Origin of the sequence: Ancylobacter sp. WKF20, assembly GCF_029760895.1 — a bacterium.
Taxonomy (GTDB): Bacteria; Pseudomonadota; Alphaproteobacteria; order Rhizobiales; family Xanthobacteraceae; genus Ancylobacter.
Genome location: NZ_CP121679.1, coordinates 4,606,555 through 4,630,237, shown reverse-complemented (window position 1 = coordinate 4,630,237; position 23,683 = coordinate 4,606,555). Strand labels below are relative to the sequence as shown.

General features: G+C 69.0%; 22 protein-coding genes. 15 read left to right on the top strand and 7 right to left on the bottom strand.

Features of this window, described 5'->3' with window-relative positions; genetic code table 11:
- Positions 1–94: 94 nt before the first annotated feature.
- On the bottom strand, positions 95–964 hold the full coding sequence (locus tag AncyloWKF20_RS21350; RefSeq protein ID WP_279315940.1) for a transporter substrate-binding domain-containing protein: 870 nt from the start codon (positions 962–964) through the stop codon (positions 95–97).
- A gap of 141 nt (positions 965–1,105) precedes the next feature.
- Here AncyloWKF20_RS21350 and AncyloWKF20_RS21345 point away from each other — a divergent pair, with 141 nt between their 5' ends.
- Complete coding sequence (locus AncyloWKF20_RS21345) at positions 1,106–3,034, top strand: glycosyltransferase (RefSeq protein WP_279315939.1); 1,929 nt, start codon at positions 1,106–1,108, stop codon at positions 3,032–3,034.
- On the opposite strand, the gene AncyloWKF20_RS21340 is transcribed toward AncyloWKF20_RS21345, so the two are convergent.
- The gene (locus AncyloWKF20_RS21340) at positions 2,985–3,572 is read right to left on the bottom strand and encodes an SCO family protein (RefSeq protein ID WP_279315938.1); all 588 of its coding nucleotides are present in this window, start codon (positions 3,570–3,572) and stop codon (positions 2,985–2,987) included. The two genes, AncyloWKF20_RS21345 and AncyloWKF20_RS21340, sit on opposite strands and share 50 nt — an antisense overlap.
- A gap of 54 nt (positions 3,573–3,626) precedes the next feature.
- Positions 3,627–3,749: a hypothetical protein gene (locus AncyloWKF20_RS21335; RefSeq protein ID WP_279315937.1), complete on the bottom strand. Its 123-nt coding sequence runs from the start codon at positions 3,747–3,749 to the stop codon at positions 3,627–3,629.
- 292 nt (positions 3,750–4,041) lie between these two features.
- Between AncyloWKF20_RS21335 and AncyloWKF20_RS21330 the strand changes: the two genes are divergently transcribed.
- A complete protein-coding gene (locus AncyloWKF20_RS21330; RefSeq protein ID WP_279315936.1) occupies positions 4,042–6,129 on the top strand; it encodes an EAL domain-containing protein in 2,088 nt (695 codons plus the stop codon).
- A 16-nt stretch (positions 6,130–6,145) separates the two neighbouring features.
- On the opposite strand, the gene AncyloWKF20_RS21325 is transcribed toward AncyloWKF20_RS21330, so the two are convergent.
- The 3 genes from AncyloWKF20_RS21325 to AncyloWKF20_RS21315 form a co-directional block, all read right to left on the bottom strand.
- Positions 6,146–7,081, bottom strand: a complete 936-nt coding sequence (locus AncyloWKF20_RS21325; protein WP_279315935.1) for a glyoxylate/hydroxypyruvate reductase A — start codon at positions 7,079–7,081, stop codon at positions 6,146–6,148.
- 105 nt (positions 7,082–7,186) lie between these two features.
- Complete coding sequence (locus tag AncyloWKF20_RS21320; RefSeq protein ID WP_279315934.1) at positions 7,187–7,777, bottom strand: HutD family protein; 591 nt, start codon at positions 7,775–7,777, stop codon at positions 7,187–7,189.
- Positions 7,778–7,934: 157 nt separating this feature from the next.
- The gene (locus AncyloWKF20_RS21315) at positions 7,935–8,879 is read right to left on the bottom strand and encodes a LysR family transcriptional regulator (protein WP_279315933.1); all 945 of its coding nucleotides are present in this window, start codon (positions 8,877–8,879) and stop codon (positions 7,935–7,937) included.
- Positions 8,880–8,969: 90 nt separating this feature from the next.
- On the opposite strand from AncyloWKF20_RS21315, the gene AncyloWKF20_RS21310 reads away from it, so the two are divergent.
- The 10 genes from AncyloWKF20_RS21310 (at position 8,970) to AncyloWKF20_RS21265 (ending at position 18,812) form a co-directional block, all read left to right on the top strand.
- A complete protein-coding gene (locus AncyloWKF20_RS21310; RefSeq protein WP_267583525.1) occupies positions 8,970–10,430 on the top strand; it encodes a 4-hydroxyphenylacetate 3-hydroxylase family protein in 1,461 nt (486 codons plus the stop codon).
- A gap of 50 nt (positions 10,431–10,480) precedes the next feature.
- Positions 10,481–10,972 carry a flavin reductase family protein gene (locus AncyloWKF20_RS21305; RefSeq protein WP_279315932.1) on the top strand — a complete coding sequence of 164 codons (492 nt, stop codon included), beginning with the start codon at positions 10,481–10,483 and terminating at the stop codon, positions 10,970–10,972.
- A gap of 5 nt (positions 10,973–10,977) precedes the next feature.
- The gene (gene argE / locus AncyloWKF20_RS21300) at positions 10,978–12,234 is read left to right on the top strand and encodes an acetylornithine deacetylase (protein ID WP_279315931.1); all 1,257 of its coding nucleotides are present in this window, start codon (positions 10,978–10,980) and stop codon (positions 12,232–12,234) included.
- A gap of 35 nt (positions 12,235–12,269) precedes the next feature.
- Positions 12,270–12,692, top strand: a complete 423-nt coding sequence (locus AncyloWKF20_RS21295; RefSeq protein ID WP_279315930.1) for a RidA family protein — start codon at positions 12,270–12,272, stop codon at positions 12,690–12,692.
- A 13-nt stretch (positions 12,693–12,705) separates the two neighbouring features.
- On the top strand, positions 12,706–13,383 hold the full coding sequence (locus AncyloWKF20_RS21290) for a DUF1028 domain-containing protein (RefSeq protein WP_279315929.1): 678 nt from the start codon (positions 12,706–12,708) through the stop codon (positions 13,381–13,383).
- A gap of 166 nt (positions 13,384–13,549) precedes the next feature.
- A complete protein-coding gene (locus AncyloWKF20_RS21285; RefSeq protein WP_279315928.1) occupies positions 13,550–13,975 on the top strand; it encodes a heme-binding protein in 426 nt (141 codons plus the stop codon).
- Positions 13,972–14,418: a 3-dehydroquinate dehydratase gene (locus AncyloWKF20_RS21280; protein ID WP_279315927.1), complete on the top strand. Its 447-nt coding sequence runs from the start codon at positions 13,972–13,974 to the stop codon at positions 14,416–14,418. The genes AncyloWKF20_RS21285 and AncyloWKF20_RS21280 overlap by 4 nt, the downstream gene beginning before the upstream one ends.
- A gap of 172 nt (positions 14,419–14,590) precedes the next feature.
- Positions 14,591–15,529, top strand: a complete 939-nt coding sequence (locus AncyloWKF20_RS21275) for a Ku protein (protein WP_279315926.1) — start codon at positions 14,591–14,593, stop codon at positions 15,527–15,529.
- Positions 15,530–15,535: 6 nt separating this feature from the next.
- Positions 15,536–18,283: a DNA ligase D gene (gene ligD, locus AncyloWKF20_RS21270; protein ID WP_279315925.1), complete on the top strand. Its 2,748-nt coding sequence runs from the start codon at positions 15,536–15,538 to the stop codon at positions 18,281–18,283.
- Between the two features lie 4 nt (positions 18,284–18,287).
- Positions 18,288–18,812, top strand: coding sequence for an MgtC/SapB family protein (locus tag AncyloWKF20_RS21265; protein WP_279315924.1), 525 nt, complete (start codon positions 18,288–18,290; stop codon positions 18,810–18,812).
- 6 nt (positions 18,813–18,818) lie between these two features.
- Here the strand turns inward: AncyloWKF20_RS21265 and AncyloWKF20_RS21260 are convergent, their stop codons facing one another.
- On the bottom strand, positions 18,819–19,628 hold the full coding sequence (locus tag AncyloWKF20_RS21260; protein WP_279315923.1) for a Ku protein: 810 nt from the start codon (positions 19,626–19,628) through the stop codon (positions 18,819–18,821).
- Positions 19,629–19,824: 196 nt separating this feature from the next.
- On the opposite strand from AncyloWKF20_RS21260, the gene nadA reads away from it, so the two are divergent.
- The 3 genes from nadA (at position 19,825) to nadC (ending at position 23,417) form a co-directional block, all read left to right on the top strand.
- Complete coding sequence (gene nadA, locus AncyloWKF20_RS21255) at positions 19,825–20,877, top strand: quinolinate synthase NadA (RefSeq protein WP_279315922.1); 1,053 nt, start codon at positions 19,825–19,827, stop codon at positions 20,875–20,877.
- A gap of 51 nt (positions 20,878–20,928) precedes the next feature.
- Positions 20,929–22,440, top strand: a complete 1,512-nt coding sequence (locus AncyloWKF20_RS21250) for an L-aspartate oxidase (RefSeq protein WP_279315921.1) — start codon at positions 20,929–20,931, stop codon at positions 22,438–22,440.
- Between the two features lie 119 nt (positions 22,441–22,559).
- On the top strand, positions 22,560–23,417 hold the full coding sequence (nadC, locus tag AncyloWKF20_RS21245; RefSeq protein ID WP_279315920.1) for a carboxylating nicotinate-nucleotide diphosphorylase: 858 nt from the start codon (positions 22,560–22,562) through the stop codon (positions 23,415–23,417).
- The last annotated feature ends 266 nt before the right edge of the window (positions 23,418–23,683 follow it).

The window sequence follows — 23,683 nt, the reverse complement described above, 5'->3', positions numbered from 1 at the left end:
GGTCTGCCCTCCTGGGCTTAGCGGTCGGAAAAGGGGCGGCGGCCCGGACAGGCCGGGCGCACGCGCCATGCTCTAGGTAGTGGAGCCGCCCGCGTCAATAAACGCTGATCGGGAACCAGCGCAGATAGAGGTCGGTATAGACTCCCTGCTCCCACAGCCGGGCCAGCGCGTAGTTGAGCGACTGGCGCAGCGCCTCGTTGCCGGGTTTGACCGCGATACCCATGCCCTCGCCGAAATACAGGCTCTCGGTGAAGGGCCCGCCGACAAAGGCGCAGCAATTGGCGGAGGACGTGCCGTTGAGCCAGAGCGCGAGCTGCACGCCGTCGCCGAACAACAGGTCCACCTCGCCCTTCTGCAGCGCCTCGCGCGCCGCCTCGGGGGTGGGGAAGCCGCGCACCGCCGCCTCGGCGAAGAAGTCGCGCAGATAGGCCTCATGCGCCGTGCCAGCGACCACCGCCACCTTGCGGCTCGCCACCGCATCGGGCGACACGTCGCTCACGCCGTCGGCGCGCCGCGCCACGAAGCGGGCGGGCGAGCGGAAATAGCGGTCGCTGAAATCCAGCACCTCGCGCGTCGCCGGCGTCACCGCGATGCCGGCGATGGCGGCGTCGGCCTTGCCCTCCGCGAGCGCCGGCACGAGCTGGTCGAAGGCCGTCACCTCCAGCGTGCAGGTGATGGCGAGCTCGGTGCAGATGGCGCGGGCGATGTCGACGTTGAAGCCGGCCGGGCGGCCATTCTCGTCGCGGAAGCTGAAGGGCGGGAAATCATCGGTGGTGGCGAAGCGGATCTGCGTCGGCAGGCGCGTCACGTCCGGCCGCTCGGGACGCCGGTTCGGGTCCCAGAAGCCGGGCACCGCCACCGACGGCAACGTCACCGACGGCGAGGCAACCGAGGGCGCGGCGGAGGGCGCCGGGCTCTGGGCATGCGCCGCCCCCAGTGCCATAATACCGGATACCAGCATCATCGCAGCCCGCTGCGACAGCCGACGCCGTGCCGTTCGAGCGTTCAATCTGGCCTCGTCCTTGCCTTGCCACGCCATCACGCGCCGCTTGTATCGCGGCGCGGCGGCTTAGGCGAGTGTCCTCCAGCCCGCACGGGATCCGAAATGCGTCCGCAGCTGGAAATGCGCGTTCCCGGCGACGATCTCGCCGCGTCCCTGCCGGTCGAGCTGGCGGGCCTCGCCGGCACCGTGGAGCCGGGCGACCTCGCCTATGCCCAGCGCCGCGCCCGGCTCATCGGCGTCGGCGCCGACGAGGTGCTGATCGCCGCCGGCGTCGTCACGCCCGATCAGGCCGCGCAAGCGAGCGCGCGCCGCCTCGGCATCGCCTTCACCCGGCTGGATGGCGTCGAGGCACCCCCGTCCCCGCGCCCCTCCCCGGCCGATCTGGTCGCGCTGCTGCACAGCGGAATCCTCCGCACGGCGCCGGGGCGGCTGGTGCTGGCGGCCCGCGGCGACAGCCTGCGCCAGCTCGCCGCGCGCCTTGCCGCCCGACCGGCGCTGCGCGAGGGCATCGCCCTCACCACGCCCGAACGCCTCGCCGCCCATGTGCGCCGTCGCCATGGCCCGACGCTGGCGCGGCAGGCCGCCTATGGGCTGATCGAGCGCAGCCCCCGGCTCAGCGCCGGCACGCTCGGCCCCTCCCGCCTCATCTTCGCCCTCGCCGCGCTCATCCTCGCGCTGGTGCCGCTGCTGCTGCACAGCGCGCCGGCGCCCCTCGCCATCGCCCTCGCCCTTGGCATCGGCACGATACTGCTCGGCTGGAACTGCCTGCGCCTCGCCGCCGTCATCAGCCCGCCGGAGCCGCCGGACCCGCCCTGGCGCGCCGACCGCTCCCTGCCGCGCTACACCCTCATCATCCCGCTCTACCGCGAGGCACGGGTGGTGGCGCAACTGGTCGAGGCGCTGCTGGCCATCGACTACCCGCGCGAGAAGCTGCAGGTGCTTCTGGTGGTGGAGGCGGACGATGGCGAGACCGCGCGCGCCCTCGCCGGCCAGCGCCTGCCGGCGCATCTGGAGATCATCACGGCGCCCGGTATCGGCCCGCGCACCAAGCCCAAGGCGCTCAACGCCGCGCTGCCTTTCGCCCGCGGCACGTTGATCGGCGTCTATGACGCGGAGGACCAGCCCGACCCGCTGCAACTGCGCCGGGTCTGCACACGCTTCTTTCTGGCACGGGATGACCGGCTCGGCTGCGTGCAGGCGCAGCTCGCCATCGACAATCTCGACGATGGCTGGATCACCCGGCAATTCGCCGCCGAATATGCCGGGCATTTCGACGTGCTGCTGCCCATGCTGGGGGCGAGCCGCATTCCCTTCCCGCTCGGCGGCACCTCGAACCATTTCCGCCGCGCGGCGCTGGAGGCGGTGGGCGGCTGGGATCCGCACAATGTCACCGAGGATGCCGATCTCGGCCTGCGCCTCGCCCGGCTGGGCTGGCGCACCGAGGTCACGGCCTCGACCACGGACGAGGAGGCGCCCCGGCGCTTCGCCGCCTGGCTGCGCCAGCGCACGCGCTGGTACAAGGGATGGATGCAGACCCTGCTGGTGCATGGGCGCCAGCCCCAGGCCCTGCTGCGCGAGGCGGGCTGCGTCGCCACCATCGCCTTCCTGTTCCTCATGGTCGGCGGCGTGGGGGCGGCGCTGGTTCACCCCTTCTTCCTCATCGCCCTGCTGCGCGACATCACCCTGGCGCAGGTGCGGGCGGGGTCGCCGACACTGGCGGTGATCAGCGGGCTGGGCAGCCTCGTGCTGATCATCGGCTATGTCAGCGCGCTGATGTGCACCGGGCTCGGCATGCACCGGCGCGGCATGGGGCGCATCGCCGGCACGCTGGCGCTGATGCCGCTCTACTGGCTGATGATGTCGCTGGCGGCGTGGCGGGCGGTCGGCCAGCTCGTCATCGCCCCCGAGCACTGGGAGAAGACCGACCACGGCCTCGCCCGCACCTCGCGCCGCCGGCCGCGCCGCCGGCGCCTCGGCCGGGTCACAAATAGCGGCGCAGATCAGCCGCGGCTTCAGCCGGCGGACGCTTGAGGTTGAAGGGCGCGATGAACTGGCCGTCCTTGCCCATCAGATAGACGATGGCGGTGTGGTCCATCGTGTAGTCGCCGCCCTGGGTCGGCACCTTCTTGGCATAGGCGCGGTAGGCCTTGATCGCCGCCGCCACCTGCTCCGGCGTCCCGGTCAGGCCCTGAATGCTCGGGTGGAAGCTGCCGAGATAGGCCTTCATGGTTTCCGGGTTGTCGCGCTCGGGATCGACGGTGATGAACAGCCCCGCCGCCTTGCGCGCGTCCGGCCCCAGCTCCTCGAAGAGCTGCGACATCTCGAATAGCGTCGTCGGGCAGATGTCCGGGCAATGGGTGAAGCCGAAGAACACCAGCATGGTCTCGCCGTTGAAGGTCTCCTGCGTCACCGTCTGCCCATCCTGATCGACAAGCTGGAAGGCGCCGCCGATGGCGACCGGGGTGGCGGGCGCCGTTCCACGCGGCAGCAGCGCCAGCGCACCGGCGACGATGATGACGGCACCCACGACGAAGGCCGAAAGAAGCAGGAGAACGCGGCGACTGGCCATGGCGGAGGGGACCCTCATCTTGATGCCTCGCCCGGCGCCGCGGGAGGCTGACGCTCAGAAGCAGTAGGCTATGCCGGCCGCCACGATGTCGAAGAAAACGGCGGCACCGTGGCGCGCCCATAGGCCGATCGCCGCAGCCAGCAGCAGGACTATGGTGGCTCCAAGGATCCAGCGCATGGGTTATCCCGCGTGCCGCATAATGTCATGGGGGCATGCCGCTGGGTCACCATTGGCCGAGAAATGTGTAAACCTTGATGCCCTTAAATTCAAAACAATCCATCGTGGTTGGCTTGCTCCGCGTAACGATTAGTAATCAAATGCCCGCGCGGTTGGTTGTAGAGGCAACCGGCCTCTTGACGAGGATGCGCGATCGAAGGTCTTAACCACGGCCCATGAAGCGCGAGATGAGCAGGCGGTCCAATTGGTTATGGTCAAATCCGGACAGACCAGCAAGCCGGATCCGCAGCTGATGCGTGAAGGGCAGCCCGTCGATTCCCGCTTCTCCATGCTGGTTGCCGCCCTCGACTCCATGGCGGATGGCTTCGCGCTCTTCGATGCGCAGGACCGCCTGCTGATCCACAACCGCCGGTTCGTCGAGCAGTTTCCCTTTCTCGAGCAGCTCGGCGATCTGCACGGCTTCACCTTTTACGCGCTCGCCTCGGTGCCCAGCGGCGAGTGGTCGCGGGTCGAGCAGCCGGAGACTTATGTCGCCGAACGCATGCGCCGCCACGCGACCGCCGACGGGACGCCCTTCGAGATCGATCTGGAGAATGGCGGCGTCGTCCAGGTCCGCGAATGCCGCACGCCCGACGGCGGCATCATCTCGCTGTGGAGCGACGTTACCCAGATCAAGCAGGCCGAGGCCAAGCTGCTGGAAGCCATTGACGGCATCCATGAGGGCTTCCTGCTGCTCGACCCCGACGAGCGGATCGTGCTGTCCAACACCTGCCTGCGGCTGATTTTCGGCGCGGTCGGCCTTGAGCTCACCACCGGGGCCTACCTCGCCGACCTGTTGCGGGAAGCGCAGCGCCGCGGGTTGTTCGCCGAGGGCACCGGCCCGGTCGACGACGTGCTGGAGCGCGCCCGGCGGTCACCGGAGCTGCGCGCGGAAATCCCGCTGCGCGACGGCAACTGGATGCTCGCCAGCCACCGGCGCATCGCCAATGGCTGTACCGTCGGCGTCTGGACCGACGTGACCTCGCAGAAGCGGCGCGAGAGCGAACTCATCAATGTGCGCGAGCAATTGCGCCAGCAGACCGAGGCGCTGGCCGATTTCGCCCGCCTCGTCGCCCTGCAGGCGCGCAGCGACATGCTGACCGGCCTGCCGAACCGCTTCGCGCTGGAAGAGCGTCTCGACCAGCTTCTGCGCGACCGCGACCCGCGCAACATCTGGGTCGGCATCATCGACATCGACCACTTCAAGGGCGTGAACGACGCGGTCGGCCATGCGGCGGCGGATGAATTGCTGCGCGAGGTCGCCCAGTTCCTGCGCGGCCAGCTGCGCGGCGACGACCTGCTGGTGCGCGTCGGCGGCGACGAGTTCGCGATGATGCTGACCGACATCGACGAACGCGACGCGCTGCGCATCGCCCGCCGCATCAACACCGCCGTGCACAACAACCCGTTCCATATCGGTGCGCGGTCCTTCACCCTCGGCCTCAGCATCGGCCTGGTGCGGGCGAACGGCACGCCGGGCTCGGTCTCCAGCCTGCTCGCCGCCGCCGACACGGCCTGCTACGTCGCCAAGGAATCCGGGCGCGACCGGGTGCAGCTTTACGATCTCGGCGACCCGAAGGTGAACAGCACGCGCCAGCGCATGAGCTGGGCCGAGCGCATCCAGCTCGGGCTGGAGCTCGACCGCTTCCACATGCACCTTCAGGCCATCGTCGACCAGAACCATGCCGTGCTCGGTTATGAGGCGCTGATCCGCCTGGTCGACGAGACCGGCAGCTGGTGCCAGCCGGCGCAGTTCCTGCCCGCCGCCCAGCGGCTCGGGCTGATGGGTCGGATCGACGCCTGGGTGTGCCGTCATGCCATCGATTACGCCATGCGGCTGATCCAGCGCGGCGCGCATCAATATGTGTCGATGAACATCGGCGCGCATTCGCTGGCCGACGTCGCCTTCCAGCGCAACCTCATGGACATGCTGGACCTGCATCCCGGCGTCGAGGCGGCGCTGCGCATCGAGGTGACGGAGACCGAGGGGGTGGAAGACCTCGGCGAGATCGCCACCTTCCTCACCGAGCTGCGGGCGCGCGGCGTGCACGTCTATCTCGACGATTTCGGCAATGGCTACAATTCCTTCGAGTCGCTCAAGCGCCTGCCGGTGGACGGCATCAAGATCGACTGGACGGTGACGCGCGACCTGCTGCGCGACCCGATCGACAAGGCGCTGATGAAGGCCGCCATCTCCATCGCCAATTCGCTCGGCCTCGAACTCGTGGCCGAGGGCGTGGAGGACGAGGTGCAGCTCGCCAAGCTGCGCGAGCTTGGCGCCACCATGTATCAGGGCTTCCTGTTCCACCGCCCGGCCGACGCCGAGACGGTGCTCGCATAAAGGCCCGAGCGGCGGCTCAGTAGCCGCGCGCCGGGTCTACCTCGTGCAGCGGCGGCAGGCCCTGGCGCACGCGGCGGATGCTCTCGGCGACATCGCGCGCGGCGAGCTTGGGCACGGTGATGCTCGCCATGTGCGGGGTGACCAGCACATTCTCGAACGCCCAGAGCGGGTGGCCGGCCGGCAGCGGCTCGGTCTCGAACACGTCGAGCGTCGCCTCGCCAATATGACCGGAGGCCAGCGCCTCGATCAGCGCCGCCTCGTCCACCACCGCCCCGCGCGAGGCGTTGACGAACTTCACGCCCTTGCGCATGAGCGCGAATTCATCCGCGCCGAGGAGGCGCTGCGTGTCGAGCGTCAGCGGGACGAGGCTGACGATGATCTCGTTCTCGGCCAGCACCCGCTCCAGCCCCTCGCGGCCGGTGTGGGACGTGACGCCCGGAATGTCCTTCGGCGTGCGCGACCAGCCGCTCACCGTGAAGCCCATGCTCGCCAGCGTGCGCGCCGCCGGCCCGCCCAGCTCGCCAAGGCCGAGCACCGCCACCGTGATGTCGGAGAGCGCGCGCGGATGGACATACTCCCACTCCCCCCGGCGCTTGGCGCGCTCATAGACCGGGATGTCGCGGGCATAGCGGGTGACCGCGAAGACGATGTAGCTCGTCATCATCTGCACCATGCCGGGATCGGACAGGCGCGAGAACTTCACCGGGGCGAGGTCGTCGCGGCGCACCAGCGCATCGACGCCGGCGCCGAGGTTGGTCACGAGCTGGAGATTGGGAAAGCGCGCGAAGAAGCCCTTCGGCGGCGTCCAGCACAGCGCGTAGCGGATATCGGCCGGGTCGCCCAGATCCGGCTCGACGCGGAAATCGAGATCCGGCAGCTCCGCCGCCAGCGCCTCGCGCCAGGCCACGGAATCATCGACCGCGCTGTAGAAAACGAGGGCATCACGGCTCATGTCGGGCCTCAGGCTGTGGGGGACGGGAGAAACGGGCGGGAGTGCGATCCTGTCGCCCCGCGCGGGCGGCGGCAAGGGAGATGTCAGTTGCGCTGACGTCGCCGGTCAACGGGCGCCGGCGGGGGAGAGAAAGGCGATGATCGCCTCGCCCGAGGGGTCGCAGCTCGCGCGCAGCGTCGCGTCATCGCGCCCGACCAGTGTTTCTCCGGGGTGAACGAGCGCCGCGCCGAGCCGGTCGCCGACCTGCCAGGTGCCGCTCACTGCGTGCAGCACGACCAGCCCGCCTTCGGGCGCGGCGAGCAGGGGCGCGTTGTCGCCCGTGGCGGGCATGACCTGCGCGTTCCAGCGCCCGCGCCGCGTCATCACGTTGAGCACGCGCACGGCGCCGTCCGGCAGCCGCGAGACCGGCTGCTGCACGCTGTCGAAATGGAGCGGCTGCAGGCGCGCGAGGCTGCGGGTCTGGGTCGCGAACACCAGTTCCAGCCGCTCGGTGGTGAGCAGGGTGATGTGGCGGTCAATGCCGGGGAAGGAGGAGAACGGGCCCTCGGTGACGATGGGCGCGAGGCTCACGCGGATGTCGAAATCATCCTGGCTCGCGCCTTGCGGCAGCAGCAGCACGTCCTGGGTGATCCCGCCACCATTCTTCCAGGGTGTCACCGTGTAGTCGGACACCGTGAGAACTTTCAATGCACTCATCGCCTGCCTTTGCCGGCCGCCGCTCACGCCCCGGATTCGGGACTGGCGGACACTAGCGAGGCGACGGCGCGACCGGCAACGGCCGGGCATTGGCAAAGTGCATAGGCGGCAGACAGATTGCCGATGATCTGCATCGGCACCGCCTATCAAGCGCCCGTCAGCGCACCGTGCTGCGCGGGGTGAGCGTGCCCGGCTCGAACATGCCGCCGGCCGAGAAGCTGGCCTTGAGGTGGCGGGCGAAGACTTCCACCGCCGGACGCGGCGCCTGCCGGCGCAGCTTGAGGGCGACGAGGCGTACCGGCTCCAGCGCGTCGGTCAGCGGCACGGCGACCACGCGTCCGCCATCATGGGTGATCTGCGTGCGCGGCAGCACGTTCTGGATCGTATAGCCGCGCCCATGACCGACCAGACCGCGCGTCAGGTCATAGGCCCGCGAGCGGAACGCGATCCTCGGGTCGATGCCGAGCGTGTTGAACAGGCTCATGAAGTAGTCGCGCGAATGCGGCAGGTCGAGCAGGATGAACGGGTCGTCCCGCAGCTCCAGCAGGCTGATGCGCTCGCGCGCGGCCAGCGGGTGGTCGGGGTGCAGCACCGCATAGGGCGGCAGTTCGGTGAGCGGCTCGGCCATCACCTCGTCCGGGCGCGCGAACTCGTAGGAAATCGCCAGCTCGGTCCGGCCGGCGATGATCGCGTCGAGAATCTGCTGCTGATCGCCCTCGTCGAGGCTGATGCTGATGCCCGGATGGGTCTCGGCGAAGCGCGAGAGCAGGCTCGGCATGAAGTGAGTGGCGATGGTCCAGAAGCAGCCGACCGTGATCTCGCCGCGCACCTCGTCGGCCATGGCGCGGGCGTTCTGGCCGAAGTCGCGGGCATGGTTCAGCAGCAACCGCGCCTCGTTGATGATGCGCGTGCCGGCGATGGTGGTCGTCACGCCTTTTGCATGGTGCCGGACGAAGAGCTGCACGCCGCAATCAGCCTCGAACTGGGCGATGGCCGCCGAGATGGAGGGCTGGGAGACGTTCAGATGCTTCGCGGCCTCGGTCAGATTACCGAAGTCGGCGGTGGTCACGACGTAGCGCAGAGCGCGGAGCGAGACGTTCATCGGTTTTTTCTATGCCGCACAACGGTTGAAAATATTTTACTGATCCATCCAGGTCGCACAATATTTCCTCACAGGAAAAGGATGCACGAAATGATCCGTACAGGCGACGAATACCGGCAGGGGCTTCAGGACGGTCGTGAGATCTGGATGGACGGCGAGCGGGTGACCGACGTCACCCAGCACCCGTCCTTCAAGCCGATCGTCGACGTCCGTGCCCGCATGTACGACATGGCGCACGAGGCCCGGTATCAGGATCGCCTCACCTATGTTGAGGACAACAAGCGCAACACGATCTTCTATAAGCCGCCCCGCGAGACCAAGGACTGGACCGACAAGCTCACCGCCGTGGACACGGTGATGCAGGACATCGGTGGCGTCGTCACCCGCGTCGGCGACGAGACCATCGGCGAGGTGTGGTCCCTCATCGACGGCCGCGACGTTCTGGCGGAGTTCGACCCGCGCTTTGCCGAGAATGTCGACAGGCACGTTCAGAACATTTTCGACAACGACATCTTCCATATTTCGGCCAACACGGATCCGAAGGGCGACCGTTCCCTCCCGCCCCAGGAACAGGATCCCGACATGATGGTGCATGTCGTGAAGGAGACCGATGCGGGCATCGTGATCCGGGGCGCGAAGTACGAGACGGCGGCAGCTTACGCAGACCAAGCTTTCCTGAAGCCGACCGTCGGTGCATGGACCAATGACAAGCTGTCCGATTATGCCGTGGGCGGCATCATCGACATGGGCGCGCCGGGCGTGAAGCAGATCTGCCGCTCCTCCTTCGCCGGCCGCACCAACCCGAAGGACTACCCGCTCGCCAACAAGTTCGACGAGGTCGAATCCCTCGTCATCTTCGACAACGTGCTGATCCCCTGGGAGAACGTGTTCTTCTACCGGCACACCAAGGCGGCGCAGTACATCCGCGCCACGCTGCACCGCTACTCGGCCTTCCCCTATGTCCACCGCCTGCTCTATGTCGCCGACATGATGATCGGCGCGGCGATGTGGAACGCCCGGCAGACCGGCCTCGACAAGCTCCAGTCGGTGCGCGAGAAGCTGGCCGATCTCGTCTGCTACCGCGAGGGCATCAACGCCCACCTCACCGCCTCGATCACCCTGGCGGAGAAGAGCCCGGGCGGGCTGCTCATGCCCAACCAGTCCATGCTATATGCCGGGCGCGTGCATGCCTGCTCCAACCTGCCGGCGATGATGCACATCGCCCGCGAGCTGTGCGGCGGCCAGATCTGCGTCACGCCGAACTCGGCCGCCTTCGAGGCCGAGGGCTCGGGCCACTGGCTGAAGAAGTTCTACTCGCTGAACAAGCAGTGGGAATCGGAGGACCGGCGCAAGCTGCTCGCCTTCGCCCGCGACCTGCTCAACTCCGACTATGCCGGCCACCGCCTGACCTTCGTGCAGTTCGCGCAGGCGCCGCACTTCAACCATCTGAACGCGGTCTACAATTCCTTCGATTTCGACGGCCCGCTCGACTTCGTCCGCAAGGCCGCCGGCCTGTCGGACAAGGTGATGGGCGAGCCGATCAAGGCGTGAGCCCGCACGGGACACGCCGGCAGGGAACGCACCGGCAAGGGATGAGCACCATGAGCACGATCGACGCCGCCCAGTTCCGCAGCGCCATGGGGCGTACCGCCTCCGGCGTCACCGTGGTGACAACCAATGGCGCCGCCGGGCGTGGCGGCGTCACCGTCTCGAGCCTGTGCTCGCTCTCCATGGAGCCGCCCTCGGTGCTGTTCTGCCTGCACAAGGACGCGCGCGTGCTGGCGGCGCTGCTGGAGAACGGCGTGTTCGCCGCCAACATCCTCGCCCATGACCAGCACCGCATCGCCGACTGCTTCGCCGGGCTGATCCCGGAGCATCGCGAGGACCGCTTCGCCATCGCCGACTGGGACGCGCTTCACACCGGCGCGCCCCTGCTCAAGGGCGCGCTCTGCCGCTTCGACTGCCGAATCGCCAGCGTGTTCAACTTCGGCACGCACCACATCATCGCCGGCGAGGTGATGGCGCTGGAAACCGCCGAGGCCCGCCCGCTGGTCTATTCCAACCGCGCCTATCACCACCTTCAGGTCGCTTGAGACGCATGAGCATTCAGGCCGTCGCCGCCACCCCCGCCGCTGGCTCCCCCTCGTCCGCGGATGCGGCGACGTTTGACGAGGCGACGCTTGATGCAGCCATGCTTGCCCGCACGGTGAGCCTCCTCGCCGATCTCGTCGCCTTTCCCAGCGAGAGCGCGCGCTCCAATTTGCCCATCGTCGATTACATCGAGGCCTATCTGGCAAGCGAGGGCATCACCGCCCGCCGCATTCCGAATGCGGATGGCAGCAAGGCCTCGCTGCTCGCCACCATCGGCCCCGTCGACCGACCCGGCGTCGCGCTCTCCGCCCATACCGATGTCGTGCCGGTCGCCGGGCAGGACTGGTCGAGCGACCCGTGGACGCTCACCGAGCGGGACGGCCGGCTCTATGGGCGCGGCAGCAGCGACATGAAGGGCTTCCTTGCCGTCGTGCTCGCCCATGTGCCGCTGTTCCGCCAGACGGCGACGCACACGCCCGTGCACCTCTGCTTTTCCTATGACGAGGAACTGGGCTGCCTCGGCGCGCCCGATCTGGTGGCTGAGGTCGCCGCGCTCCCCGTGCCGCCGGCGCTCTGCATCGTCGGCGAGCCCACCGCGCTCAAGGTCGCCCGCGCCCATAAGGGCAAGTTCGCCCGCCGGCTGACGATCACCGGGCGCGGCGGGCATTCGGCGCTGGTCAACCGCGCGGCCAATGCCGTGGAGGCGGCGGCCGAGATCACCGTCGGCCTCGGCGTGCTCGGCCGCTCGCTCCGCACCGAAACCAACGACACCTTCGACCCGCCCTGGACCAGCGTGCATGTCGGCTCGCTGCATGGCGGCAGCGCGCTCAACCTCGTGCCGGACCGGGCGGTGATGGAATTCGAGGCGCGCACTTTGCCGGGCACCGACATCGACGGCCTCAACGCCCGCATCGCCCTCATCATCGACGAGGCCCGCGCCCGGCTGGTGGCGCAGGCGCCGGAGGCGGGGATCGCGATGGAGACGCTCAGCGACTATCCCGGCCTCGACACCCCCGAGGGCAGCCCCGCCACCCGCCTTGTCGCGGCGCTCGCCGGCGATAATGGCGCGCCCGTCACCCTCGCCTTCGGCACCGAAGCGGGGCTCTATGCGCGGGCCGGCATTCCCACCCTCGTCTGCGGTCCCGGCGATATCGGCCGCGCCCACAAGGCGGATGAGTGGATCGGCCGCGACGAACTTGGCGCCGCCGGCACGATGATGACCCGCCTCGCCGGCCATCTCGGCCGCCCTTTTGCATCCACCTGACCCGCTTTCGCCTGAACCGGAAAAGAGTGACCGACATGCCGACCCATACCCGCATCCGCCCGTTCAACACCAAAGAGACCTATCCCGAGCAGAAGCTGAACAACGACCTCAGCCAGGGCGTCGTGGCGCGCGGCACCATGGTGTTCCTGCGCGGCCAGGTGGCGCAGGACCTCGACACCCGCGAGAGCGTCCATATCGGCGATGCCGGCAGGCAGGCCGAGAAGGCGATGGCCAACATCAAGATGCTGCTGGAAGAAGCCGGCAGCGAGCTCGGCCATATCTGCCGCATCGTCGTCTACCTCACCGACATCCGCTACCGCGAGGCGGTGTATCTGGAGATGGGCAAGTGGCTCGGCGGCGTGTTCCCCTGCTCCACCGGCCTCGTCGTGCCCGCGCTCGCCCGGCCGGAATGGCTGGTCGAGATCGAGGTGACCGCCGTCATCCCCGACGCCGCCTGACCGGAGAGCGCGCGTGACCTTTTCCATCTCCGCCCGCTGCGCCCGCACCGGCATGTTCGGCATCGCCGTTTCCTCCTCCTCGCCGGCGGTGGCGGCGCGCTGCGCCCATGCCCGCGCCGGCGTCGGCGTGGTGGCGACGCAGAACATCACCGACCCGATGCTCGGCCCGCGCGGGCTTGACCTGCTGGCTGAGGGCCGGCCGGCTGCCGAGGTGCTGGAAAAGCTCCGCGCGACCTCCGATTTCTTCGACTACCGGCAGGTGGTGATCCTCGGGCGCGACGGCCCCGCCGCCGGCCATTCGGGGGCGAAGACGCTCGGCACCCACGCCATCGCCTATGGCGCGGATGCCGCCGCCGCCGGCAATCTGCTGGCGTCGCACGACGTGCCCAAAGCGATGATCGCCGCCTTCGAGGCGAGCCCCGAGGCCGGCCTCGGCGACCGGCTGGTCGCCGCCATGCAGGCGGCGGTCGCGGCAGGCGGCGAGGAAGGCCCGGTGCATTCGGTCGGCATGCTGCTGGTCGACAAGGTCGGCTGGCCGGTGGCCGATCTGCGCATCGACTGGTCGGACGGCGACGTCATGGCCGAGTTCGCCGCGCTCTGGGCGCTCTGGGTGCCGCAGATGGACGCCTATGTCACCCGCGCGCTCAACCCCTCCACCGCCCCCGCCTATGGCGTGCCGGGCGACGAGTGAGGCGGCGCATAGGCGTCATCCCAGCCCCTCGGGCCTTGCCTTCGGCAAGCCCAAGGGCAGGCTCTGCGAAGCGTTGAGCCGGGATCGCGTGCCGCTCTTGTCACACGATCCCGGATCGGGCTGATCGCCCGTCCGGGATGACGACCCACCCAGAAGCGAGGCCCTGATGTCTGTCACCCGCCCGGCCCTGAAGCTCACCCATGAGGGCGCGCTGAAAATGCTCGCCGCCGCCGTCGCCAAGGCGACAGAGATGGGCGTGCCGCAGAACATCAATATCGTCGACGAGGGCGGCAATCTCCTCGCTTTCGTGCGCATGGACGGGGCCAAGCTGCTGTCGCGCGAGACCTCGCTGTCGAAGGCCATCACCGCCGCCTCGCACCGCCAGCCGACCTCGCGGCTGAACCCGGCGGACGAGATCAAGCTCTCGCTCGCCGCCGGCCAGCGCCTGACCAATCTGGAAGGCGGCCTGCCCATCATCATCGACGGCGTATGCGTTGGCGGCATTGGCGTCGGTTCGGGCAAGGGCGCGGAGGATGTCGAGGTGGCCCGCGCGGCGCTGGCGGCGATCGGCGCGCAGGATCAGATCCCGTGAGCAGCCCGCATATTTTCGTCCTCAGCGGCGCCAACACGAACCTCTACGGCCTCGACCCGGCCGGCCCCTATGGCACGCTCACGCTGGACGATATCGGCGCCGCCTGCCGCGCCCGCGCCGAGAGCCTCGGCGGCACGGTGGATTTCCGCCAGTCCAACCATGAGGGCGTGCTGGTGGACTGGATCCAGGAGGCGCGCACCAAGGCGAATGGCATCGTCATCAATGCCGGCAGCCTGTCCTACACCTCCATCGCGATCCTGGACGCGCTGTCGGCGGTGAAGAAGCCGGCGATCCAGGTGCATGTCAGCAACGTGTTCACCCGCGAGAGCTTCCGCCACCACGCCCCGCTGGCGGCGGCGGTGACCGGCTGCATCATCGGCCTCGGGCCAGAGGGCTACCCCGCCGCCGTCGAGGCGCTGATCCGTCGCATTCAGGCCGGATGAGCCCCGCGCGGGCGCACGCGCGCCCCGCTTATGGCGCACCCCTCATGGCGCCCCCCTGATGGAACGAGTCCCGGTCATGACGCCTTAATGGGATAGCGTCATCCCGTGGAGACCGTCCCATGCCCCTCGCCCGCCCGAACCGCCGCCCCGGCGCGCGCCGCAGGGTGCTGCCATGAGCCCGCGCGCGACATGGAAGGGCTTCCTCAAGCTCGACGAGCTGGTTTGCGGCATCGGCCTTTACACGGCGGTGTCGGCCAATGAGCGCGTCAGCCTCAACATGGTCAACCGCAAGACCGGCCATCGCCTGCGCCGCCGATTCATCGATCCGGAAACCGAGGAGACGGTGGAGCGCGAGGATCAGGTGAAGGGCTATGAGGTCGCCTCGGGCGAATACATCGTGCTGGAGCCGGAGGAAGTGGCCGAGGTCATGCCGCAGGGCGACAAGACGCTCGCCATCGACACCTTCCTGCCCTGCGCGCAGGTGGACGACCTCTATTTCGACAAGCCCTATTATGTCCGCCCGACCGACGATGCCTCGGAAGCGACCTTCGCCGTCATCCGCGAGGGGCTGCGCCGACGCAAGGTGGTGGCGCTCGCCAGCGCCGTGCTGTTCCGCCGCCCGCGCACCGTGCTGATCCGCGCCTATGATGACGGCATCATCGCCACCACGCTGAACCATGATTACGAGGTGCGCTCGGCGCAGGAGGCGTTCGCGGACATCAAGGATGTGAAGATCGAGGGCGAGATGCTCGATCTCGCCCGGCACATCATCTCCACCAAGGCCGGCACCTTCCAGCCCGACAATTTCCACGACGCCTATGAGGCGGCGCTGGCCGAGCTGGTGCGCGCCAAGATCGAGGGCCGCCCGATCAAGGCGCCGAAGACGCCAAAGAAGGGCAAGGTGGTCGATCTGATGGAGGCGCTGCGCCAGAGCGCTGGCATGGGCAAGGCAGCAGGCAAGGCGAGCGATAAGGACGCGACGGCACCCACCAAGCGGACGGCGGCGAAGAAATCGTCGAAAGCCGGCGCCAAGAGCGCCGCCAAAAACCCCGCGAAAACCGGCACAGCCGCCCGGCGCCGCGCCTCGACCACCACGCGCAAGGCGGGCTGACGCGCCATGGCCCTCGACACCTACCGCGCCAAGCGCGATTTCACCCTCACCGCCGAGCCGGCTGGGGCGGAAGGCAAAGGCGCGGGCCATGCCTATCTCGTCCAGAAACACGCCGCCCGCCGGCTGCATTACGATCTCCGGCTGGAAATGGACGGGGTGCTGAAGAGCTGGGCGGTGACGCGCGGCCCGAGCCTCGTGCCGGGCGAGAAGCGCCTTGCCGTGCATGTGGAGGACCACCCGCTCGACTATGGCAGCTTCGAGGGAACCATTCCCAAGGGCCAGTATGGCGGCGGCACGGTGATGCTGTGGGACAGCGGGAGCTGGATCCCCAAGGGCGACCCGCGCAAGGGCTACAAGAAGGGCCATCTCGACTTCGAGCTGCGCGGCGAAAAGCTCTCCGGCCACTGGCATCTCGTGCGGATGCCCAAGCGGCGCGGCGAGACGCAGGAAAGCTGGCTGCTGTTCAAAGCCGACGATGCGGCCGCGCGGACCAAGGCCGCGCCGGATATTCTGGAGGAAGCCCCGGATTCGGTGAAGACCGGCCGCACGCTGGACGAGATCGCCGAGGACGCGCCGGCGCACAAGAGCAGGACGAAGACGGCGGCCAAGACGGCCACGATCACCAAGACGGCCAAGGCTTCCCGGCTGACGAGGCCGGCCAAGGCCAGCGAAGCCAGGGCTACTGAAGTCAAGGCTGCTGAAGCCAACGCCAGCGACGCCAACACCACCGACGCAGAGACCACGGGCGACGCCACGGGCACAGCGGCGCCGGCGCCATCCGCGACACCCTCCGCCGACGCCTACCCTTCCTCCACCTCCGCGCGCGCCAAAAAGGCGCGCGGCAAGCAGGCGGGCGCCGACAAACTGCCCGATTTCGTCGCCCCGCAACTGGCGACGCTGGTGGCGAAGGCCCCGGCGGGGGCGGGCTGGATCCACGAGATCAAGTTCGACGGCTACCGGCTTCAGGCCCGCATCGACCACGGCGCCAGCGGCAAGGACCGGCTTCGCCTGCTCACCCGCTCGGGCCTCGACTGGACGGAACGCTTCGGCACGGCGCTGGCCGACGCGCTGCTCGCCTTGCCGGCGCAGACCGCGCTCATCGACGGCGAACTCGTGGTGGAGACGCCGTCGGGCGCCTCGCATTTCGCCGCGCTTCAGGAAGACCTGTCGGAAGGGCGCAGCGACCGCTTTAAATTCTACGCCTTCGACCTGCTGCATCTCGACGGCCGCGATCTCACGGGGGAGACGCTGCTCGCCCGCAAGCAGGCGCTGGCGGCGCTATTGAAGGACGCGCCTGCGCCCCTGCGTGTCAGCGAGCCTTTCGAGGTCGACGGTGCCACCCTGCTGCGCCATGCCTGCCGCCTCAGCCTCGAAGGTCTGGTGTCGAAGCGCGCGGATGGGCGCTACCGCTCTGGCCGCGGCAAGGACTGGGTGAAGTCGAAATGCGCCGAGCGGCAGGAATTCGTCATTGGCGGCTTCGTGCCCTCCACCGCCATGGCCAACGCCATCGGCTCGCTGGTGCTGGGCGTGCATGAGGACGGCAAGCTGCGCTATGTCGGGCGGGTCGGCACCGGCTTCTCACATCGCATCGCCGCCGAGCTCTACCGCGACCTCAGCGCCCTCGCGCGCGAGCGCAGCCCCTTCGCCGACAAGCTGACGGCGGAGGCGCGGCGGGGCGTCACCTTCGTGAAGCCGGAGCGTGTGGCCGAAGTCGAGTTCCGCGGCTGGACCGGCGACCAGAATCTGCGTCACGCGGCGTTTCGCGGCCTGCGCGAGGACAAGCCGGCGCGCGAGATCGTCCGCGAGGCGCCGGCGCCGGACACATCGTCCACCTCATCGGCCTCATCGTCCACCTCACTGCACTCACCGGCCACGCTTAAAAGCGCGGTGAAGCTCACCCATCCCGACCGCGTCTACTGGCCCGAGGACGGCATCACCAAACAGGGCCTGGCGGAGTATTACGCGGAAATCTGGCGCTTCATCGCCCCCCACATCGTCGCCCGCCCGCTCGCCTTGCTGCGCTGTCCTGATGGAATTTCAAAGGCTTGCTTCTTCCAGAAGCACAGCTGGCGCGGCATGAACAAGGCGATCAAGGTGGCCCGGGACACCGATGGCGAGGAGATGCTGTTCATCGAGGACCGCGACGGCCTCCTCGCCCTCGTGCAGGCCGGCGCGCTGGAAATCCACCCCTGGGGCGCGCCCCTCGAAAGCCTGGAAGCCCCGGATACCATGATCTTCGACCTAGACCCCAGCCCGGAGCTTGGCTGGGCGGATGTCGTCGCGGGGGCGAAAGAGGTGCGGTGGCGGCTGGAGCAGGCGGGGCTGCCGGCTTTCGTAAAAACGTCTGGTGGCAAGGGGTTACACGTCGTCGTCCCGCTGAAGCCGAAGGCCGGGTGGGACGAAATGAAGGGCTTCGCCAAGGCCATCGCCGAGGCCATGGCGGGCGATGAGCCGGACCGCTACATCGCCATCGCCACCAAGGCGAAGCGCGAGGGACGCATCTTCATCGACTATCTGCGCAACGGCCGCGGCGCCACCGCCATCGCCCCCTATGGCACCCGCGCCCGCGCCGGAGCGGGTGTCGCCATGCCGGTGGCGTGGGAAGAGATCGACGCCCTCACCGGCGGAGCGCAGTTCACGCTGGCGAACGTCCCCACCCGGCTCGCCAATCTCGACCGCGACCCGTGGGAGGATTTCCGCGCCAGCGCCACGCCGTTGCCGGAGCTGGCCAAGCGCCGGCGGGGACGGCGCTAAGGCCATGCCCGATATCGGTTATTTCCTGCCGCCCGAGGATGTTGAAGCGCTGCTGCGGCTGCTCATGGCGGTCGCCTGCGGCATGCTGATCGGCATCAACCGCGATCTGCGCGGCAAGCCGACGGGCATGCGCACGCTCGGCCTCGTCTGCATGGGCGCGGCGCTGATCTCGCTCACCGCCGTGCGCGTGGAGGGCATGGCCGAGGATCCCGATGCCATGAGCCGCGTGGTGCAGGGCATCATCCAGGGCGTGATGACCGGCATCGGCTTCCTCGGCGCCGGCGTCGTGCTGCGCAATCACCGCGATCTGGAAATCCATGGCCTGACCACCGCCGCCACGGTCTGGGTGACCGCCGCCCTCGGCGTCGCCTGCGCGCTGGCGTCCTGGCACCTCATCGTCCTCGCGCTGGTGGTGACGCTGGTGCTGCTCGCCCTTGTCCTGCCGCTGGAGCGCGTTCTGGAATCGCGTGCGGACGGGCCCCGCCCGAGTGTGGAACCGCCCAACCGGGAAACCTCAGACGAGCCCTAGCGCGCGCTATTTGCGGGGGCGGGCGCCCTTCTCGCTGGCGAGGCTTTTCTTCAACGCGTCCATGATGTTGACGACGTTGGTCGGCGCCTCCGGCTCCTCCTTACCCTTGCGCGGGGCCGAGCGACGGCGGTTCTTTTTCTTCGACGCGATCAGCGCCTTGAGATTGTCCTGCAGCGGATCATGGACGAGGCTCGGCTCCCATTTCCGCGTGCGCTTGTCGATGAGTTTGGCGACGAGATCGACCAGCGGCGCCTCGGGCCGGGCGTCGATGTCGTCGAAATAGCCTTCGGGCGGGCGCACCTCGTCGGCATAACGCAGGGTCCACAGCACGATGCCGCGCCCGCGCGGTTCCAGCATCACCGGACGCTCGCGCCGGTAGAGCACAAGGCGGGCGATACCCACCGTGCCCGTTGCCGCCATCGCCTCGCGGATAACGGCGAAGGCCTCCTCACCGACGGGATCGTTGGGCGTAAGGAAATGCGGCGTGTCGTACCAGAGCCATTGCACGCTGTCGGCCGGCACAAACATCTCGATGTCGATGGTGCGCGTGCTCTCCAGCGCCACCGCCGCAAGATCCTCGTCCTCCAGCAGGACGAACTCGCCCGGCCCGCGCTCATAGCCGCGCGCCTGATCGTCCTCATCCACCGCGCGGCCGGTCTCGTCATCGACATAGATGCCCTCGACCCGGTTGCCGGTGGCACGGTTAAGCGTATGAAAACGCACCTTTTCGGACTCGGAGGTCGCCGTCATCATCGTCACCGGGCAGGTGACGAGGGACAGTTTCAGATAGCCCTTCCAGAAACTGTGCTGCGCCATGAAGCCGGCCCTTTCGACGCGAGGTCGCCCCGTCGCAACGCGGTGGGGCGGGCGCCGGTTCCCGGCCACCGGACGAGCTTTGTGACAGGCAGTTGACAGCGACTTATGCTCAGTCCTAGCATAAGCTCATGTGCCGGGCGTGAGCCCGGTCTTCTTTGGCCCGAGTTATACTCATACCGAGCATAAGGGGGACGCGATGCTGGACATAACCGCCGCCCGCGCCGACACCGATTTCAGCGCCGCCGCCTTCACCGGCGAGCCGGCCTCCGGCCTGCCGCTGCCGCATCTTTATGCCCGCGTGGCCAAGCACATCACGCCCGCCGAATGGCCGCTTATCGCCCATGAGGTCGCGGCGATCGAGCGCCTGAAGCGCGAGAAGAACGCCGTCATCCTCGGCCACAACTACCAGGCGCCGGAGATCTTCAACACGGTGGCGGACATTGTCGGCGACAGCCTGGCGCTGGCCCGCGAGGCGGTGACGGTGGACGCCGATGTCATCGTCATGGCCGGCGTGCACTTCATGGCGGAAACCGCCAAGCTGCTGAACCCCGGCAAGACCGTGCTGATGCCGGACATGGCGGCCGGCTGCTCGCTCGCCGAGAGCATCACGGCGGAGGATATCCGCCTGCTGCGCAAGCATTATCCGGGCGTGCCGGTGGTCACCTATGTCAACACCTCCGCCGAGGTGAAGGCCGAGAGCGATTATTGCTGCACCTCCGGCAATGCCGTGAAGGTGGTGCGCGCCGTGGCGAAGGAATGGGGCGTCAACCGCATCCTCATGCTGCCGGACGAATATCTCGCACAGAACGTCCAGAAGGAGGTTCCCGAGCTGGAGCTGATCGCCTGGAAGGGCCATTGCGAGGTGCATGAGCGCTTCACCCCGCAGGACATCCGCGACCTGCGCGACGCCCACCCCGGCGTGATCGTGCTCGCCCATCCCGAATGCCCGCCGGAAGTGGTGGCGGAGGCCGATTATGCCGGCTCCACCGCCGGCATGGCCGATTATGTCCGCGACGAAAAGCCGGCCCGCGTGGTACTCATCACCGAGTGCTCGATGGCCGACAATGTCGCGGTGAACCACCCGGATATCGAGTTCGTGCGCCCCTGCAATCTGTGCCCGCATATGCGCCGCATCACCCTGCCGGCCATCCGCCGCGCGCTGGAGACGATGGGCCCGCAGGTGGAGATCGACCCCGCCGTCGCCGACCGCGCCCGCGCGGCGGTGGAGCGCATGCTCGCCATCCGCTGAACCTTTGCGCTGAACCCTTGCGCTGAACCCTTGGCCGAACCCCGCTCGGGAGTGCCGCTTGTGAGCCTTTCGCCTGACACCATCGTCGTGGTCGGGGCCGGCGTCGCCGGTCTGGCCACCGCGCTGCGCCTCGCACCGCTTGCCGTCACGCTGGTCACCGCCGCTCCCCTCGGCGCGGAGGCCGCCACCGGCTGGGCGCAGGGCGGCATCGCCGCCGCCATTGGCGACGACGACCGGCCGGACTTCCACGCCATCGACACACTGGCCGCCGGCGCCGGGCTCTCCGAGCCGCTGGTCGCGCGCCGCGTCGCGGGCGCCGCTCCCGCCGCCATAGACTGGCTGGTCGAAATCGGCACCCCCTTCGACCGCAACGCCAATGGAAGCCTCGCACTGGGGCTGGAAGCCGCGCATTCGCGCCGCCGCATTGTCCATGCCGAAGGCGACGGCACCGGCCGCGTGGTGCTGGAAACGCTCGCCCGCGCCGCCCGCGCCTGCCCGTCCATCACCGTGATCGAGGGCCGTCGCGCCGCCGAATTGCTGCGCGACGACACTGGCCGCGTCGCCGGCATCGCCCTGCGCGACCGCAACGGCGCCATCGAGGCCCTGCCGGCCCGCGCCGTGGTGCTGGCGACCGGCGGGCTCGGCGGGCTCTATGGCTCGACCACCAACCCGCTCGGCGCCACCGGCTCGGGCCTCGCCCTCGCGGCCCGCGCGGGGGCGGTGCTGCGCGACATGGAGTTCGTGCAGTTCCACCCGACCGCCATGGCTGTTGGCGCCGACCCGATGCCGCTCGCCACCGAGGCGCTGCGCGGGGAAGGCGCCAAGCTGTTCAACGCGCGCGGCGAACGCTTCATGCTGGACGTGCCCGGCCAGGAGCTCGCCCCGCGCGATGTCGTGGCGCGCGCCATCTTCGCGGAGATCGCCGCCGGCCGGCAGGTCGTGCTGGACGCACGGCTGCGGGACATCGAGCACCGCTTTCCCGGCGTGGTCGCGCTGTGCCGGGCCCATGGGCTCGACCCGGCGGCGGCGCCCATCCCCGTGCGTCCGGCGGCGCATTACCATATGGGCGGCATCCGCGTGGACGAGACCGGCCGCTCCAGCCTGCCCGGCCTGTGGGCTTGCGGCGAGGTGGCCTCCACCGGCCTGCACGGCGCCAACCGGCTCGCCAGCAACTCGCTCCTGGAAGCCCTCGCCTATGCCGGCTGGATCGCCGACGACATCGTGAGTAAGGCCGCCACCATCGGCCGCATCGCCCCGCCTGCGCCGGCGCGCCCGCTCTCTCCGGCCCGCGCCGAGATCCGTGCGTTGATGGACCTGAAGGTCGGCGTGGTCCGCGAGGCCGCCGGGCTGGAGGAAGCCGCCGCCCGCCTCGGCACCCTGGCCGATCGCGACGGCGACGATCTCTCCCTCGTCGCGCTCATGGTCGCGGAAGCGGCGCTGCGCCGGGTGGAAAGCCGGGGCGGCCATTACCGTGCTGACCATGCCAGCCCGGCCGCGGTGGCCCGCCATTCGGAGACCCGCCTCGACGACCTCCGCCACGCCGAGGTGCGGCGGGTGGCGTGAGCCTTCTTTGTCATGCCCGGGCTTGGCCCGGGCATCCATGATTTCCCACCCGCGCCGACAGGAAGGCGTGGATGGCCGGGCCAAGCCCGGCCATGACGCCAGCGACTGTGAGTGATCCTATGCCTCTTTCTCCCCTCCCCCGCCTGCTGGTCGAACCCGTCGTGCGCGCCGCGCTCCTGGAAGATCTCGGCCGCGCCGGGGACATTACCAGCGAGGCGGTGATCCCCACCGAAGCCCGCTTCACCGCGGTGATGGCGGCGCGGCAGAACGGCGTGCTCGCCGGCATCGACGCCGCGGTGATCGCCTTCAACCTTGTCGACCCCGCGCTCACGGTCACGGTGGAGCGGGGCGACGGCCACGCGGTGGCGCCCGGCGACGTGGTGCTGCGGGTGGAAGGCTCGGCGCGCGCCATCCTCACCGCCGAGCGGGTGGCGCTCAATATTGCCTGCCGCATGTCCGGCATCGCCACCGCGACGGCGGGGCTCGTCGCCATCGCCCGCGCAAACGGCAAGGCGCAGATCGTCTGCACCCGCAAGACGACGCCCGGCCTGCGCGCGCTGGAAAAGCACGCGGTGAAGGCGGGGGGCGGCTCCAACCACCGCTTCGGCCTCGATGATGCGGTGCTGATCAAGGACAACCACATCGCCGTCGCCGGCGGCGTCGCCCCCGCCATCCGCGCCGCCAAGGCCTTTGCCGGCCACATGGTGAAGATCGAGGTGGAGGTCGACACGCTCACCCAGCTGCACGAGGCGCTCGCCGAGGGCGTCGATGCCGTGCTGCTCGACAATATGAACCCTGCGCAGCTCACCGAGGCGGTCGCCCTCGTCGGCGGGCGGGCGATCACCGAGGCGTCCGGCCGCGTCTCCGCCGAGACCGTCGGCCCTATCGCCGCGAGCGGCGTAGACCTCATCTCCGTCGGCTGGATCACCCACTCCGCGCCGATCCTCGATCTGGGGCTCGATGCGGCGGAGGCGTGAGGGAGGGCGATTGGGCTGAAGGGCTTTTGCGCTGGGTCCCGGCTCGGCGCTCCGGCTTCGCCTCCGCTGGTCCGGGACACGGATGGCAGGCCGCGTTTCCCGGACAAGCTGCAGGTACTGCAGCGCCGATCCGGGACCCAGGGGAGACTCTTCGGCAAACTGCCTACAGCCTCCCGCGCGCGCCTCCCCCTCCCAAGGTCGCAGCCTCAACACGGCGCGAGGGCGCTTGCCTGCCCTTGAATGAGGCATGCTTTTGTGCGATGCAT